The 14,736-nt window shown below is 57.4% G+C and carries 17 protein-coding genes; 10 read left to right on the forward strand and 7 right to left on the reverse strand.

Annotation, left to right across the window (positions count from 1 at the left end):
• The first annotated feature begins 8 nt into the window (after positions 1-8).
• A complete protein-coding gene (locus EAO82_RS11085; protein ID WP_096345773.1) occupies positions 9-572 on the forward strand; it encodes a phosphoribosyltransferase in 564 nt (187 codons plus the stop codon).
• A gap of 78 nt (positions 573-650) precedes the next feature.
• The gene (locus EAO82_RS11090; protein WP_153274287.1) at positions 651-824 is read left to right on the forward strand and encodes a hypothetical protein; all 174 of its coding nucleotides are present in this window, start codon (positions 651-653) and stop codon (positions 822-824) included.
• A gap of 87 nt (positions 825-911) precedes the next feature.
• On the opposite strand, the gene EAO82_RS11095 is transcribed toward EAO82_RS11090, so the two are convergent.
• Both EAO82_RS11095 and EAO82_RS11100 read right to left on the reverse strand, forming a co-directional pair.
• Positions 912-2,261: a DUF1329 domain-containing protein gene (locus tag EAO82_RS11095; RefSeq protein ID WP_096345774.1), complete on the reverse strand. Its 1,350-nt coding sequence runs from the start codon at positions 2,259-2,261 to the stop codon at positions 912-914.
• A gap of 206 nt (positions 2,262-2,467) precedes the next feature.
• On the reverse strand, positions 2,468-3,718 hold the full coding sequence (locus EAO82_RS11100; protein WP_096345775.1) for a DEAD/DEAH box helicase: 1,251 nt from the start codon (positions 3,716-3,718) through the stop codon (positions 2,468-2,470).
• A gap of 200 nt (positions 3,719-3,918) precedes the next feature.
• Between EAO82_RS11100 and EAO82_RS11105 the strand changes: the two genes are divergently transcribed.
• The 4 genes from EAO82_RS11105 to EAO82_RS11120 all read left to right on the forward strand — a co-directional run bounded on the left by EAO82_RS11105 (position 3,919) and on the right by EAO82_RS11120 (position 7,829).
• Positions 3,919-4,527, forward strand: a complete 609-nt coding sequence (locus EAO82_RS11105) for a LemA family protein (protein ID WP_096345881.1) — start codon at positions 3,919-3,921, stop codon at positions 4,525-4,527.
• Between the two features lie 35 nt (positions 4,528-4,562).
• Positions 4,563-5,303, forward strand: a complete 741-nt coding sequence (locus EAO82_RS11110) for a TPM domain-containing protein (protein ID WP_096345776.1) — start codon at positions 4,563-4,565, stop codon at positions 5,301-5,303.
• Positions 5,304-5,322: 19 nt separating this feature from the next.
• A complete protein-coding gene (locus tag EAO82_RS11115) occupies positions 5,323-5,940 on the forward strand; it encodes a TPM domain-containing protein (protein ID WP_096345777.1) in 618 nt (205 codons plus the stop codon).
• A gap of 242 nt (positions 5,941-6,182) precedes the next feature.
• Positions 6,183-7,829, forward strand: a complete 1,647-nt coding sequence (locus EAO82_RS11120) for a methyl-accepting chemotaxis protein (protein WP_096345778.1) — start codon at positions 6,183-6,185, stop codon at positions 7,827-7,829.
• A 104-nt stretch (positions 7,830-7,933) separates the two neighbouring features.
• Here EAO82_RS11120 and thpD read toward each other — a convergent pair whose 3' ends face one another.
• Entirely contained in the window at positions 7,934-8,893 is a 960-nt protein-coding gene (gene thpD / locus EAO82_RS11125) for an ectoine hydroxylase (protein WP_096345779.1), read from the reverse strand.
• A gap of 379 nt (positions 8,894-9,272) precedes the next feature.
• Between thpD and EAO82_RS11130 the strand changes: the two genes are divergently transcribed.
• The gene (locus EAO82_RS11130; protein WP_096345882.1) at positions 9,273-10,004 is read left to right on the forward strand and encodes a DsbA family protein; all 732 of its coding nucleotides are present in this window, start codon (positions 9,273-9,275) and stop codon (positions 10,002-10,004) included.
• Positions 10,005-10,017: 13 nt separating this feature from the next.
• Here the strand turns inward: EAO82_RS11130 and EAO82_RS11135 are convergent, their stop codons facing one another.
• The 3 genes from EAO82_RS11135 to EAO82_RS11145 form a co-directional block, all read right to left on the reverse strand.
• Positions 10,018-10,554, reverse strand: coding sequence for a GNAT family N-acetyltransferase (locus tag EAO82_RS11135; protein WP_218838575.1), 537 nt, complete (start codon positions 10,552-10,554; stop codon positions 10,018-10,020).
• 129 nt (positions 10,555-10,683) lie between these two features.
• On the reverse strand, positions 10,684-11,109 hold the full coding sequence (locus EAO82_RS11140; RefSeq protein ID WP_096345780.1) for an HPF/RaiA family ribosome-associated protein: 426 nt from the start codon (positions 11,107-11,109) through the stop codon (positions 10,684-10,686).
• 142 nt (positions 11,110-11,251) lie between these two features.
• Entirely contained in the window at positions 11,252-11,542 is a 291-nt protein-coding gene (locus EAO82_RS11145; protein WP_096345781.1) for a hypothetical protein, read from the reverse strand.
• Positions 11,543-11,729: 187 nt separating this feature from the next.
• Between EAO82_RS11145 and EAO82_RS11150 the strand changes: the two genes are divergently transcribed.
• The 3 genes from EAO82_RS11150 to EAO82_RS11160 all read left to right on the forward strand — a co-directional run bounded on the left by EAO82_RS11150 (position 11,730) and on the right by EAO82_RS11160 (position 13,793).
• The gene (locus EAO82_RS11150; RefSeq protein WP_096345782.1) at positions 11,730-12,362 is read left to right on the forward strand and encodes a LysE family transporter; all 633 of its coding nucleotides are present in this window, start codon (positions 11,730-11,732) and stop codon (positions 12,360-12,362) included.
• 58 nt (positions 12,363-12,420) lie between these two features.
• A complete protein-coding gene (locus EAO82_RS11155; RefSeq protein WP_096345783.1) occupies positions 12,421-13,398 on the forward strand; it encodes a hypothetical protein in 978 nt (325 codons plus the stop codon).
• Positions 13,399-13,505: 107 nt separating this feature from the next.
• Positions 13,506-13,793, forward strand: a complete 288-nt coding sequence (locus EAO82_RS11160) for an encapsulin-associated ferritin-like protein (RefSeq protein WP_096345784.1) — start codon at positions 13,506-13,508, stop codon at positions 13,791-13,793.
• Positions 13,794-13,807: 14 nt separating this feature from the next.
• Here the strand turns inward: EAO82_RS11160 and EAO82_RS11165 are convergent, their stop codons facing one another.
• Positions 13,808-14,602 carry a DUF4377 domain-containing protein gene (locus tag EAO82_RS11165; RefSeq protein WP_096345785.1) on the reverse strand — a complete coding sequence of 265 codons (795 nt, stop codon included), beginning with the start codon at positions 14,600-14,602 and terminating at the stop codon, positions 13,808-13,810.
• Positions 14,603-14,736: the final 134 nt, after the last annotated feature.

Genomic DNA, 14,736 nt, shown 5'->3' on the forward strand with positions numbered 1-14,736 from the left:
ACGGTCTTATGCCAGAGAAACAATACCTCAGCGCACAAAGTTTGCTCGAAGATGCCTTTCATCTCGCCGCGCAGGTGCTCAACTCCGGGTTTCGCCCCACCTTCATGATCGCCGTGTGGCGCGGCGGTGTGCCCATGGGTATCGCCGTTCAGGAATTTCTTGATTATCACGGCGTGCAGACCGACAACATCGCCATTCGCACTTCTTCCTACCACGGAATAGACCAGCAAAGCCGCACGGTACGAGTGCATGGGCTGAATTACCTGGTTAAACACGTCACCCAGGAAGACCGGCTGCTGATCGTTGATGATGTATTCGATACTGGCAGGTCGGTTGCTGCGATTATCGAGGAGCTGCGTCAGAAGGCGCGGCTCAATACTCCGAATGACATCCGTGTCGCCGTGCCGTACTACAAGCCAAGCCGCAACGAGGTGGGCTGGGAACCTGACTACTATCAGCACAATACCGATGCGTGGCTAAAGTATCCGCATTCGCTGGAGGGATTGTCGCATGAAGAGATCAGGGCCAATCGACCCGAGCTGTATGCCATTCTGGCGCCGCATTTGAAGTGAGATAGACACGGTCAGCGGAACTCGGGCCGGTTTTTACCTATCACACCAGAACATGCATCTGTATTGGCTGGAGTTCTCATGACTAACGACCATCAACATCCCGGTGAAAATAATCCGCCTCACAAGCCGCGTCCCAGTGATGAGCCGCCTCATGATCAGTGGGAAGGTCCGCTGGAGGGCGAGGAGCTGAACGAGATAGATCCCGGCAAGATACGCGAGCAACTCGATGAGAAGGACGAAAGAAACCGCTGAGGTTCTTTAGTCGGCGCAGTTCGTTCTGGGGGGTAGGTCCAGGCGGGCAGCCCCGCGACTGGCTGGCCAGACCGCGGAGCGTTTGGGTCAGTTTCCTTCCCGGCGCAACGCCTGGGGCGAGAAATCCCGGGGGCTCAATTGAGCCTCGAAGTTGTACATCGGTTCGTTGTTATCCAGGCCGTCGACGAAATAGTTGCCCGTCTTCAAGTGGTAAAGGGTTTCCAGCGTACTGCCGAACATGGGCACATCGTAGTAGTTGATCGGATGGCTTTCCTGTAATCCGATCAACTCACCATTCTTGTCCCGCAAATCCACGGCGAGGATTTGCCAACTGTCCTCATCGATATAGAAACGGCGCACCACGTAGGGATGGGTGTAGCCGTAGCGCAAATTGGCGTCAACAACCCAAACCCGATGCAGCTCGTAGCGCAATAGTTCCGGGTTCAGGGTTTTGGCCTGGACGATCTGGTCGTAGGGAATGCCCTTTTGGTGAACGGCATAACTGTTGTAGGGCACCAGCATTTCGCGCTTTCCCGCCAGCGTCCATTCATAGCGATCCGGCGCGCCATTGTAGGAGTCCACCACGTCGGCAGTGGCCAGGCCGCTGGTATCGGGTTGCAAGGAGTCATAGGCCAGCGAGGGCAGGCGGCGAACCCGGCGGTTATCCGGGCTGTAACGCCAGGCCTTGCGCGTAGTGAAAATCTGGTCTAACGGATCCTCGACGACCAACGACGTGCCGGCCAGACGAGCCGGTGCGGTGACAGTGTATTTGTAGTGCAGTAGCGTATTGTCGAGCTTGGCCGACGTCATGCCCTCGCGACCGTAAACATAGTAAATTTGCCGGTCGCGCTTGATCAGGTTGGCATTGCCGTTAATAACCACTGCCTGATTGTTGATGAAATGGTTCTGATCGCCGCGGTAATGCAGGATGTGGTTCCAGATCACCTCGGTACCATTTTGCGGGATAGGAAAGGGTATGCCGGCAGCAGCGCCAGTGATGCCGTTGCCATTTTCGACCAGCTCAGCATTCAAGGCGTTTTGCCGGGTCGCCTCATAGACCCGCTCTGGTGCCGCGGCACTGCGGCGTGAGGGAAAGACCCGCAGGTAGTATTCAGGATGGCGCTCAAGCAAGTCACGCAGACCCTCGGGTAGCAGGCTGGCGTTCTGTTCGGTGTGCTCGTGAGAGATTTGGTAGAGCGCGGCTTCGTCGGCATAAGGGTCTGGGTGGTGCATGCCTAGGCGGTAATGGGCAGGTGCACTGGCTCCGCCCGTCCAGGCTGGAATGGTGCCCTCTGCGTTACCGGCGCGTTCCGCCCCCAATGGCGTAAGTCCATTGCCCAGTTGGGCCGCCTGCGTACTGTCAACTTTGCCGTGAGCCTGGGTTACGCTCAAAGCTGCCGCAAAGGTCAGCACTCTTAATCCCCACTTCCTGTCCATCGTCCTGCTCCCTGATGACTCACTACGGACACCGATGCGGTCCGTGTCTATTTATCGGCTATACGGATCGAAATGCCGCTCAGACGCAAAAAATCGCGCGGATTGTAGCGCGATTTTTCACTGCTGTAAGGCTCCAGATGGCTGGTAAGAAGCGAGGCTGAGACTTGATGCACATTTTGCTTCGGGCGCTGCACCCCAACCGAAAGTTATTTCTCTTCGAACCAGTCGCCCAGGTGGATACGTCCTTTAGCGGTTTTGTTCTTTTTCAACTTTTTCGGTTTCTTGATCAACTGGCCGCCGAGCCCGGTAACGGGGACTTTGTGCTCGGGTTCGAAACCGGGCTCGGATTGGCGTGGCAGCAAGGTTTGCAGCAGCGTTTCAATGGCGGCGAGCTGCCTGACTTCATCTGCACTGACTAAAGAGATAGCTTCCCCATCAGCGCCAGCACGACCAGTACGGCCAATGCGGTGGATGTAATCCTCGGCGACGATGGGCAGGTCCAGATTGACCACCACCGGCAGCGCTTCGATATCCAAGCCACGGGCGGCCACGTCGGTAGCCACCAGCACCTGCACCTCGCCAGCCTTGAATCGGGCAAGGGCGCGCAAGCGGCTGGGCTGTGGCCGGTCGCCATGGATGGCGTCCGCCGGTATGCCCTGGGCTTGCAGCGCTTCCGCTAGCTGGTCGACGGCAACACGGGTTTTCGCAAAGACCAGCACCTGGCCCCAGCTGCGCTGGGTGAGCAAGTGGAGAAAAAGCTCGCTTTTGCGCTTTTTATCCACCGGAATGACGTGCTGGGTAACGTTACGCGCTGCGGAGTTACGCGGGCTGATATCAATCTGCAGGGGATCGTGCAGCAACTCATCCGCCAGGCTCCGGATGGTCGCGGAAAAGGTTGCGGAGAACAGTAGCGTCTGACGCCGTTTCGGCAGCGTCATGAATAGCTGTTGCAACTCGTCGGCAAAACCCAGGTCGAGCATACGGTCGGCCTCATCCAGGACCAGTACCTGCAGTTGACTAAACTTCACCGCGTTCTGACGATGCAGGTCGAGTAGTCGGCCAGGCGTGGCGATGAGCACATCCGTCCCTTTGCGCAAAGCCATCATCTGCGGATTAATCGCCACACCGCCGTATACCGCGTAGCTGCGCAATGGCAGTTGTTCACCGTAGGCCGTGAAGCTGTGCAATAGCTGCTCGGCCAACTCCCTGGTCGGCACCAGGACCAGGGCCCGCACGCAGTTGCTGGCTGTCTTGGCGCCTTCCTGGGTCAGCCGTTGCAACAGCGGCAAGGCGAAACCGGCCGTTTTACCCGTGCCGGTTTGGGCGGCAGCCAGCAGATCGCCGCCTTTGAGAACGGCGGGTATGGCCTGTAGCTGGATGGGCGTCGGGGTCTCGTAGCCAAGCGTTGCCAGAGTGCGTACGAGCGGATCAATCAAGCCGAGGGAGGCGAAGGTCATTGTTTGCGGAACCGGTGTTAGAGTCTGAACACCAGTTTACCCTCTCGCGACGGCTGCTGCGGCGCGCATTTGTAGCCCTGCGGTTGTCGTTGCAAGAAAAACAGCGGCAATGCTGTTAGGGTGGGCTCTGCACAATGCTCTGAACTCACCTTCGGGCAGATGGTCTGACTTGAAACCCTTTCGGCATGGACGAGTACAAAATGCATACGCAGCATTTGCGATTACCTTGGCACCTGGCAGCTCTTCTCGTGATTACCACGTTTCTGGCCGGTTGCGGCATCAACAATATTCCAACCTACGATGAGCAGGTTAAGTCCGCCTGGTCGCAGGTCGAGAACCAGTATCAGCGCCGTGCGGATCTGATCCCGAATCTGGTGGAAACGGTAAAAGGTTTTGCCCGCCAGGAGCAGGAGACCTTGACCGCAGTGGTCGAAGCACGCGCCCGCGCAACCTCGATCCAGATCAGCGCGGATGACTTGAATGATCCGGCTAAGATGCGCGCCTTCGAACAGGCCCAAGGCCAACTGACCGGGGCATTGAGCCGCCTGATGGCGGTCTCCGAGCGCTATCCGGAACTGAAGTCGAATCAGAACTTTCTGGCGCTGCAGTCGCAACTTGAAGGCACCGAGAATCGTATTGCGGTTGCTCGCCGGGATTACATCGCTGCCGTCGAGCAGTACAACACCGAGATACGCACCTTCCCAGGACGTCTCTGGCATAGCGTGATGTACAGCGATATGCCCATCCGTGAAAACTTCGAAGCGACAACCGACAACGCTGAACAAGCGCCTGCTGTGGAGTTCGAATGAGCTATGCATCACCCTTGTCAGTTATAAGGTCAGGCATGAAAGCGGCCCTGATCGCAGGTCTGGTACTGATGGCGAGCACAGTGACGGCGCAGGACTTAACCGTTCCTGAGCTAACCGGTCGAGTAGTTGACCAGGCCGAGATGCTCGAATCTGCCACCGAGTCGCAACTGACCTCGATGTTGGCCAGCCACGAACAGGCTACCGGCGAGCAGGTTGTTGTGGTCACGGTACCGGACCTGCAGGGGCGCAGTATCGAAGAGTTCGGTCTGGAACTCGGGCGTACCTGGGGTATAGGCCAGGCCGAGGAAGATACTGGTGCCTTGCTGATTATTGCCCGCGATGATCGGCTTCTGCGTATCGAGGTTGGTTATGGCCTGGAAGGGCGTCTGACAGATGCCCAGTCTTCGCTGATCATCAACAGCATTATTACCCCGGCCTTCCGTCAGAATGAATTCGAGCGCGGTATCGTTGAAGGGACGACGGCGATGGTTCAGGTGCTCGGGGGTGATCCACTTCGCGCTCCGGATGCGCAGCCCGCAGGCAAAGGTGACAAGCCGCCGGTCGGGATATTTATTCTGCTGTTCTTTATCGTCATGGGCCTGATTGGCGGCGGTGGCCGTGGTGGGCGTGGTAAACGCGGCCGCCTGGGCACAGCCATGCTGGCAGGAGCCTTGCTCGGTGGTATGGGCGGCCGTGGTGGCGGTATGGGCGGTGGCGGCGGTTTCGGTGGTGGTGGTGGCGGCTTTGGAGGCGGTGGCGCCTCGGGTGGCTGGTAATGTCCAGGATGGAAAAGCAATGACTCTTCTTACGCAAAATGAGCAGCAGCAAGTAGCTGATGCGATCGACCGAATTGAACTGACAACCGATGCCGAGGTGGTCACGGTATTGGCCGCGCAGGCTGATGACTATCATTACATCCCGCTGCTGTGGGCCAGCTTGATAGCCCTGGTATTGCCGGGAGCGGTGCTGCTGCTGACCGATTGGTTGGGGCCGTGGCAACTGCTGCTGGTGCAGTGGCTGAGCTTTATCTTGCTGGCGCTGGTGTTCCGGCTACCGGGAATCATGACCCGGTTAATACCGGCACCGGTCCGATTCTGGCGCGCGGGTAATCTTGCGCGTCGGCAGTTCGTCGAGCAGGGTTTGCATCACACCGAAGGCGATACCGGCATGCTGATCTTCGTGTCAGAGGCCGAGCGCTATGTGGAAATACTGGTCGACCGCGGCATTTCTGCGCGGATTGATGATGCGGTGTGGGAGTCGATCATCGAGCGCTTTACTGCCCAGGTGCGCGAAGGCGAAGTGCTCCAAGGCTTTCTAACCTGTATTCAGGCTTGTGGTGAGCAATTGCAGCAGCATGTACCCGCTACCCACGAGCGCAACGAGCTGCCGAACCGCCTGGTTATGCTCTCCTGATCCAATAGCCAACCCTCCCGGGTTGGCTTGTTTTCCCCTTGTAAGTACCCGCCTCGATGCTCATCAGTCCAACTGCTCCAGCAAATTGTTGCCTTTGCCGGCATGAACTGTTGCATAAAATGTAACCAAAACTAAAGAAAGCGGTATTTTGGTCGATACTCCGGTCAGATGCGCCAGGAAATCGGTGATGCTGTCACGGAAATTCTGCAGAGTGCATTGCGTTGGTTACTGGAGTGATAACTATGTTCGGCTTTTTTCGCAATATGAGCTTTCGTTGGAAGCTGACTTTACCGCTAGGTATTTTGGTCGGCTTGTTCTTCGCCCTGGGAATGGTGTCGTATATTGCAGTAACCGATCTTACAGGCCGTTTGAGCCGTTTTTCCGATGAGCTTTTGCCACAGTCGACGACCCTGCTCCAAGCTGATCGTGACTTGTATCAGGCCTTGCTGGCGGAACGAGCATTGGTAAGCGGACTTGATCCTGATCAGTTCGCGGAAATGACAGCGGAGCACAGCGAGAATATGCAGCAGGCCATTGACCGAGTTAGCGCCTTTGCTAGCAATACCCGTTCAAGTGAAGGGAAGGCTATGGCGCAGCGGTTCAACGATGCTTTTGCAGAGTGGAAGCGTTCGACAGACGAAGTGGTGAGCTTGGCCCAGAGCGATTACGACGCTGATATGATACGCGCTGAAACCCTGAGTTTTGGACGGTCAGCGCAGCTGTTTAGCAATGCCCGAGAAATGATAGATGAGATGACCCAGCAGATTGATGCGCAGGCCGCCTTGGAGGAGGCTGAAGCTCGCGTCGCGTCGGCTAGGGGCTCGGCCATTGTTACGACCATGACGCTGATCGGATTGGCCGTGTGTTTGCTGATGATCCTATTTTTCCCCGGTCTGATTGTCCGTCCTATCCAGAACATTCTGCAGCGCATTAGTGATATAGCCGATGGTGAAGGTGATTTGACCAAGCGGGTGGAGGTCAATTCGACTGATGAAATAGGCCAGTTGGGCACCACTATTAACCAGTTCCTCTCCCAGCTGCAGACGTTGATCCGCGAAGTCGCTGACTCCACTCTGCAAGTGGCAGCGGCGTCCGAGCAGATGAGTACCATTGCTGCGCATCAGGATCGCCTGGTCAATGAACAGTACAGTGCGATCGATCAGGTCAGTACCGCCGCGACAGAGATGACCGCGGCCATTCAGGAGGTCGCGGATAACGCCCACAGCACCGCCGAGGCTGCCAGCCAGGCAGACAAGCAGGGGCACGCTGCCTCCGAGGTCGTGGGCCAGACCATGAATGCGCTGCGCCGGTTGGCGGCAGACGTCGAAGAGGCTGCCGGGGTGATCAATCGTCTGGAGCAGGACAGCGACAAGATCGGCGGAGTGCTCAGTGTTATCCAGGCGATTGCAGAACAGACCAACCTGCTGGCGTTGAACGCGGCGATTGAAGCGGCGCGCGCCGGAGAGCAGGGCAGGGGCTTTGCGGTAGTGGCCGATGAAGTACGGGCATTGGCCGCCCGCACACAAGCCTCCACGCGGGATATTCAGGAGATGATTCAGAGCCTGCAGGCAGGTAGTGGTCAGGCGGTGGCGGTCATGCAGCGCGGTGCAGGGCTTGCCTCGCAAAGCGTGGAACAAGCCGCCGGGGCGGAGCGCTCGTTGAACGAGACCGCCCAATCGGTAGTACGCATCAATGACATGGCCGCGCAGATAGCGTCGGCCTGTGAGGAGCAAAGCCAAACCACTGAAGAGATCGCACGTAATATCAGCGGCATTCGCGATCTGTCCAACCAGGCAGCGCAGAGCTCAGAAGAAAGTCGCCAAGCCAGCGAATCAATGGCCAGACTGGCGGCAGGATTACAGCAGCAGGTAGGTCGTTTCAGAACCTGAGTATTGCTCGTGGTCCAGTGCTTTATCGGCCGGCAGAGCGTGGTCCTATGTTCGGAGTAGGAACCACGCCTCTGTCGCTGTAGCTTCGCTAGCCGATCCCGAATCTAGCCATGGCCTTGCAGGGGTTCAACGCCCTGGCCGGCCAGCTCGGGGAAGTCATCGTGAATTTCCAGGGGCTTCACGTTGCGGCGCGCACCCAGGTATTCAGGCCGTTCGCTATTCGCGGCGTAGGGCACGCCCAATGGGTTGTCGACGCTGTTGTAGACGAAGAACAGATTGGAGCGTGGCCAGGGCGACATATTGCCGTTTGACGCATGCAGCACATTGCACTCGAATAACAGCAGTGAGCCAGCAGGCCCCTTGGGTGCTTGAATACCGCCGCGCTTGCCCAGGTCCGCGAGGACGGTTTCGTCAGGTACACCGGCTTTCTGCGCCTTCAGCGAGCTCTCCCAATTGGCCTCGGGGGTTTCACCGACACAGGGCACGAATTGGTGGTGCGAGCCAGGGATGAGCATCAGCGGGCCGTTGAACTCGTTGTTGTCAGTCAGCATTAACGACGCACTGACGGCGCGCATCCGTGGCATGCCGTCTTCGGCGTGCCAGGTTTCAAAATCCGAATGCCAGTCAAATCCGCTGCCTTGAAAGCCGTACTTGTCGTTGATGCGCGACTGGTGGATGTACACCTCGCTGCCCAACAACTGGCGGACCATGCCCAGGATTCGCGGGTCGCGGGTCAACTTGCTGAACCGTTCCGACAGCTCATGCATACCGAATACCGAGCGAATGGCGCCGCTGGCCGGGTCGGAGATGACCTGTTCGGATTTGAGCATTTCAGGGTCCTGAGCCATTTCCTTCAGCTCTTCAAAGAACGGCTGCATGCTTTCCTGGGAAAAGAAGCCTTCAAACCAGAGAAAACCATCGCGCTCGTAATGGGACAAAGCCACCTCGTCCAGCGGACCATTCCAGCGATGTTGATTGCGCGAGTGCACTACGGGGTCGCGGCGCCTTACCGGCGCGTGGTGTTCCGACAGGCGGGTGGGGTATAAATCCAACGATTTCGTCATGCGGGTAACCTCCAGGGTTATCTGTTATCTGTCTGTAAGAGCACAGTTCAGCGTCCTGGGCAAAGGTCCAATGATCGCGGGTTGTATTTCCGTCAGAGCGTGGCAGCAGAGATTGTTCATACAGAGATGAATCAGGTTGCCGGTGCGAGTCTTGCTTTGGTACGCGCTGCGGATGTTCAAGCTGTCGCGGCAACTGCGCCGCCAGATTGTGTTGCGGAATGACCTTCGCCGTACCCATGCGACATGGGGGGGCTGAAAAAAGTTTCAAGAGTTTTCTTTATGCTCACCACCGCGTCGTTTCTGGGTGTACGCTTGGCCCCTGAAATTTGCCGATGCCAGCATTGGCTTCAAGCACAACATTGTTAACAGGATGAGCATCATGGGAGAAGCAAAGCGCCGACGGACCACCGGGGAACCAGCACCGCAGCGCGAGAAGCGCAAACACAAACAGTCGCTGCTATGGGGCGGCGGGCTGGTGGTGGTTCTGGCACTTGTCGGGTTAACGGTGTACCTGGCCACACCCGGTAGCGGCCCGACCACGGCACTGCCAAGCGTGCCGGAAAATACGCCGCCGTTTCCCGCGGAACTGGATCGTTACGGTGTTGAACTGGGTGATCCGGATGCGCCTGTAGTGGTGCGCGAATTCGCCGATTATCAATGTCCCGCATGTGCCGCCTTTGCTCGGGTACATGAGCAGTTGCGCACGGACTATATAGATACCGGCAAGGTGCGCCTGGTGTTCTTCGAGCTACCGCTGAGTCAGCATCGCAATGCGCTTCCTGCCGCACAGGCAGCCCGTTGCGCGGGGGATCAGGGTGCCTATTGGGCAATGCATGATCAATTGTTTGCCAGTCAATCCAGCTGGAGTGCGCAGGGTGATCCGCTGAGGATTTTCAACGGTTATGCTCAGAACCTGGAATTGAACGAAGGACGCTTTGAACGCTGCATGAATACTGAGCAACGCCGCGAGCAGGTAGAAGCCAGTGCAGCGATTGCGCAACAACTGCGAGTGGCGAGCACGCCTACCGTGCTGGTCGATAACATCCCGCTTACCCGGCCAGGTTGGGAGCAGTTGTCAGGGCTGATTGAACAGCAGCTCGAAGGTCAGTGATTCAGTCGGATTGTTAGCTCTGGAGCGGATTTTCGGCATCGGGTGATCGCGGTGCCTGGCCAATATGTGAAAGGTCACGGGCGACCATGATCACCTCATCGGCGGAGTACAGGTTATTGATGACAGCCTCGACCTTGGCACCCAGCACAGCCGCGTAGAGTCGTTGTGCACTGTTGTCCGCACGGGTTGTTATCAGTACATGTTTGAGCGCCGATCCATGCGTCACCAGGATCGAGCGAATATCCTGCAGCGATTCCCTGATCAGCTCTGCGCCAACGCCTTTGCCCTGAAATTCAGCTGATACGGCGATCTGCTCCAGCTCAAGTACCACTTCGGGGCGAAAGCCGCTTTTCTGGGTCCACAGGCAGTAGCCTAGGCATCGCTCATCTTGGGTCGCTATGTACGCCACGATGCGCGGGTAGGCCACCAGGTTACATGCCAGCCAGTGATAGGAATTACGCTGTCGGGTAAATGCGTCTTTGTGGATTTGTGCAGCTGCGACCAGATCATCCTGCTGCATGCGGCGAATAACGCAAGGCTTCTGACGCATGAGGGTGTTCCATATTATCTATCCAGAAACCTGCATGGCTCCAGGGTATAAGGTGATATCAAGAGGGAAGCGCCGGAGAGGCGCTCCCCATGTGTCTAGACTGAAAAGTGCCTAGACTGAAAACGCGAGTCAGCTATTGCCGAGTTCGTGTTGCCGAGCGAGAAATTCTTCCTGCAATAGGGCGTCTTTGACCGCTTTGGGCTCTTCGTCCTGCAAGGGGTCGCTGAGCAGCTTGGCTGGGGTGCCTTTGGCTTCCAGTTTGCCCATCAGGTGCTCCAGGGCATGGCGCGCCTTGGTGGCGGCGCCGTTAACTGCCTGTTCCAGAGATTCGGCCTTGTGCGTGACAGACATGGCCTGATGGCCTTTGGGGCGAAGTTCGATCTGACAACGCTTGTCGTCGGTTCCAGCCTTATGCGCATTCTCGTCGCTAAGGTGTATTTCGACTCGGGTGAGGTAATCATCGAAGTGATCAAGTTGGTCGGTGACTGTAGCGCTGACCCATTCCTGCAGCCGTGCGCTGCCTTGAATGTGCTTGCTGTTGACCTGTACCTGCATAGGAAATTCCTTATGGTTATTTACCTGCGCTTCAACGCCTTGCGGCGATCAAAGTTCCCACTTGCGAAGGGCCGGCTTGCGCTTCACGCTTGCGACCCTTCCACTGTTCCAAATTGCGCCTTCAGCCGGCGCTTGGCAAGCCTCATTCGTTGATCGGTTGCTCGTCATCTTGAATGGCGTCTTCGTCGGTATTCATTTCATCACTTATTTCATCGCCCATTTCATCCAGGCCAACATCGTCATAGGGGTTGGTTGTTTCGGCACCCTCGCGCGTGTTTGGCACCTGGGCGGAGCCACCGATCTCAGCTTCTGTATCCGCGTCCCGAGTATGCTCCGCTCCGTGATCTGCGGCGTGTTCGTCGGCAAGCGCAGGGGCGGCCATTCCCAGGGCGCTGAGCGCCAGGGCGGCAGTGAGTAATCTGAAAGTAGGCATGGACACTTCTCCTGTTAGGCAGCCTGAAGGGGTAATGATGAGTGCATGTTATGGCAGGCTGCTAAGTGATAGACAGGCAATCCCCTCGGCTGTTCAGTCTGGCAGTGAAGTTTTAAAAACCAGCGCGCCAACGGCGTATTTTGTTGCTAGAGTTCCTCGCTATCGACCCATCCTGGCAGAGTAGAAAATGAGTATCGAAACCTGGCTGGCCTTCCTGCTGGCGTGCTGGATCATCAGCTTGTCGCCTGGCGCCGGTGCTATCGCGTCGATGTCCAGTGGCCTGAATTACGGCTTCCTGCGTGGCTATTGGACGGCCCTCGGTTTGCAGTTCGGGCTGCTGTTGCAGATCGCCGTCGTGGCTGCGGGGGTCGGCGCGTTGCTGGCAACCTCGGAGCTGGCGTTCAGATTGATCAAATGGTTTGGGGTCGGCTATTTACTCTTCCTGGCCTGGCGTCAATGGCGCGCTGCACCCGTGGATATGCATGCAGCCTCTTTGACCAGACCGGTAGGTCGGCCGCTGAGCCTGGTCATGCGCGGCTTTCTGATCAACGCCAGTAATCCCAAGGCGGTGGTGTTCATGTTGGCGGTGCTGCCACAATTTCTGGATCTGAGCAGGCCGTTGCTGGGTCAGTATCTGCTGATCGCCATAACCATGGTGGTGGTTGATCTGATCGTCATGGCGGGTTATACCGGCCTGGCGGCACGTGTACTGGGATTGCTGCGCTCACCACGGCAACAGCGGCTGCTCAACCGTACCTTTGCCGGGTTGTTTGCTGGCGCAGCAGGGCTTCTGGCCTGCGTCCGTCGGGCTGCCAACTGAACCCTTCGCCGCCTATTTGAGTCTGACCGCATACCATTTTCAGGCATGGAGGACACAGATGCTGTTGGTCATTCTGGCGGTCTTTGTTCTACTGCTGACACTGTGGGATGTGTTTATCACGGTGTTCAGTACGCAGGGGGCAGGGCCGCTGTCCTATCGTTGGGGTAAATGGATCTGGGCAGGTCTGCTGCACCTGCACCGGCGGCGGCCAATCCATCGGGTACTGTCGCTGGCGGGACCCTTCGTGCTGCTCAGCAGCATTCTGCTCTGGTACTGTCTGATTGGGCTGGCACTGCTGCTGATCTTCTCGGTGCAGCCCGACTCGGTAGTGCACGGTAGCTCGAATGCGCCGGCGTCGCTGGAGACGCGCTACTACTTCATTAACACCACCCTGTCCGGACTGGGGTATGGTGACTGGGTGCCGTCGGCGTTTCCATGGACGCTGCTGGCAACCCTGGGAACCCTGGCTGGAACGGCGGTGCTGACGGTCTCTCTGTCCTATGTGCTGTCCGTAGTGTCGGCGGCGATTGATCGCAAGAAGTTGGCGCAGTCGGTTTTTGGCATGGGCACGAGCGTAACGCAGGTTATAGACAACGCCAGATTGAGCGATCCGCGCGATTCGTTGAAAAATCATTTTCTGACCACTGCGGGAGAAATCGATCACCAGCGACTCAAGCATCTGGCTTATCCGATACTGGCGTATTTTCATTCCACCTCGGTGGATTTTTCTCCAGCGCATGCTGTGTTGCTGTTGGCGGATGCCTGCTTTGTGTTGCAGGTAGCTGCGCCAGACCGCCGCGCGCCAATGGGCGTGTTGCAGGTAGTCAATAGCAGTATCCACAACTTTGCCCAGCTACACGCTTCCGGGGCGACCGTTAAGCAAGATCCTGACTGCCCGGCACCGTTGCTGGCAGCAGCGGTGAAGCAGGGCGCGGCGATCAATAGTGAGGAATTTAAACAGGCACTGGCCCACTACCTGCCATGTCGTGCTCGATTACTTGCGCTGTGCCGGGCAGATGGTTGGCAGGTAGGCTGAGCCAACACTTGCCATCTCACTGGCGCAGGGGTTTATCGCATTGGTAGGGTTGCCCAATTGGGAGCGCTTCAATAGCATGCTGGAACATCAATCAAGAGGACGTTTTAATGTCAAATGAAGGTTATCACGAACCCGTTTCCGAGCTGAGCGACGAGACCCGCGATATGCACCGCGCCATCGTATCGCTGATGGAAGAACTGGAAGCCATGGATTGGTACAACCAGCGCGTCGACGCGTGCAAGGATGCCGACCTCAAGGCCGTGCTCAAGCACAACCGTGACGAAGAGAAAGAACACGCCGCGATGACCCTGGAATGGATCCGCCGGCGTGATCCGGTGTTTGATAAAGAGCTACGTGACTGGTTGTTCACCGATAAGGATCTGGCCCACCACTGATCCTGAGTGATGGTTTATTCCATCACCCTGACCGACTCGATGACCGTGTCCAGCACGTAGGCGATACCCGGCTCATCGGCTCGCGGGTTAGCGACGACAAAGCGTTGCAGGCGCAGAATATTGCGTGTGCCAGGTTGATGGTCAAACCCTTCGATGCCTTGGTAAAGCAGGGTCCATTCACTGTCCGAGGTTTTCAGACCTTGAGCGTCGTACGTTAGCTCGCGCACTCGCATACATTGATAATCAGGAATCAACGGGTGTGGACAGGCGACTGTCTGCGCTTGCACCTCCATGAACAGGGTTTCGCCCTCACTGCCGTAGCGCGTTTGTGGGGTAGCCTTGCCTTGCAATACGAGTTTGCCGGCTTCATCGCTGCTCAAGGTCAGGCTGGGGCTGTGCGGGTGTGCCTCCAGCGCCATTTCCAACGGGGTTTCCAGATAGGTCTTGATGCTCCCTTCACGGAGCATCAATGGTTCCTCACAGGCCATCATGGTTTGCATCAGATTGCCGGCAACCAGGTCATCACCCTTGATGCTGTAGGAGCCGCTGAGCCGGTTGCAGGCGCCGGAGACGTTGATCATGTTGTTATCAAAACGCAGTTGCAACGGCTCGGCATCGCCGCCGAACAGGCCCTGATTGCGATTGCCATGCTGATCTTCTGCTTCCTCCAGAGTCCAATAGTAGGCAGGCAGCAGCGCATCAGCGGAGACTGGGGCGGCGTCTGAATCGCCTTTCAGGCTGGCGCAGCCGGAAAGGGCCAGAGTGGTAATCAATGCGCAGGTAATGGCAGCGGGTTTTATGAGAAGCATTGGCTAGAGCCCTGTCCTTGGAGGTAAGGGGCAGGATTATAGTACTGAAATACATTGGTTGACAGGCGGCGACTTCGACCCATAAAGCAGGCAGTGGTCTGCAGGCTGCGCGGGCCAGCCAGAAGGCCCACCCG

Origin of the sequence: Halopseudomonas pelagia (assembly GCF_009497895.1) — a bacterium.
GTDB classification, from domain to species: Bacteria; Pseudomonadota; Gammaproteobacteria; order Pseudomonadales; family Pseudomonadaceae; genus Halopseudomonas; species Halopseudomonas pelagia_A.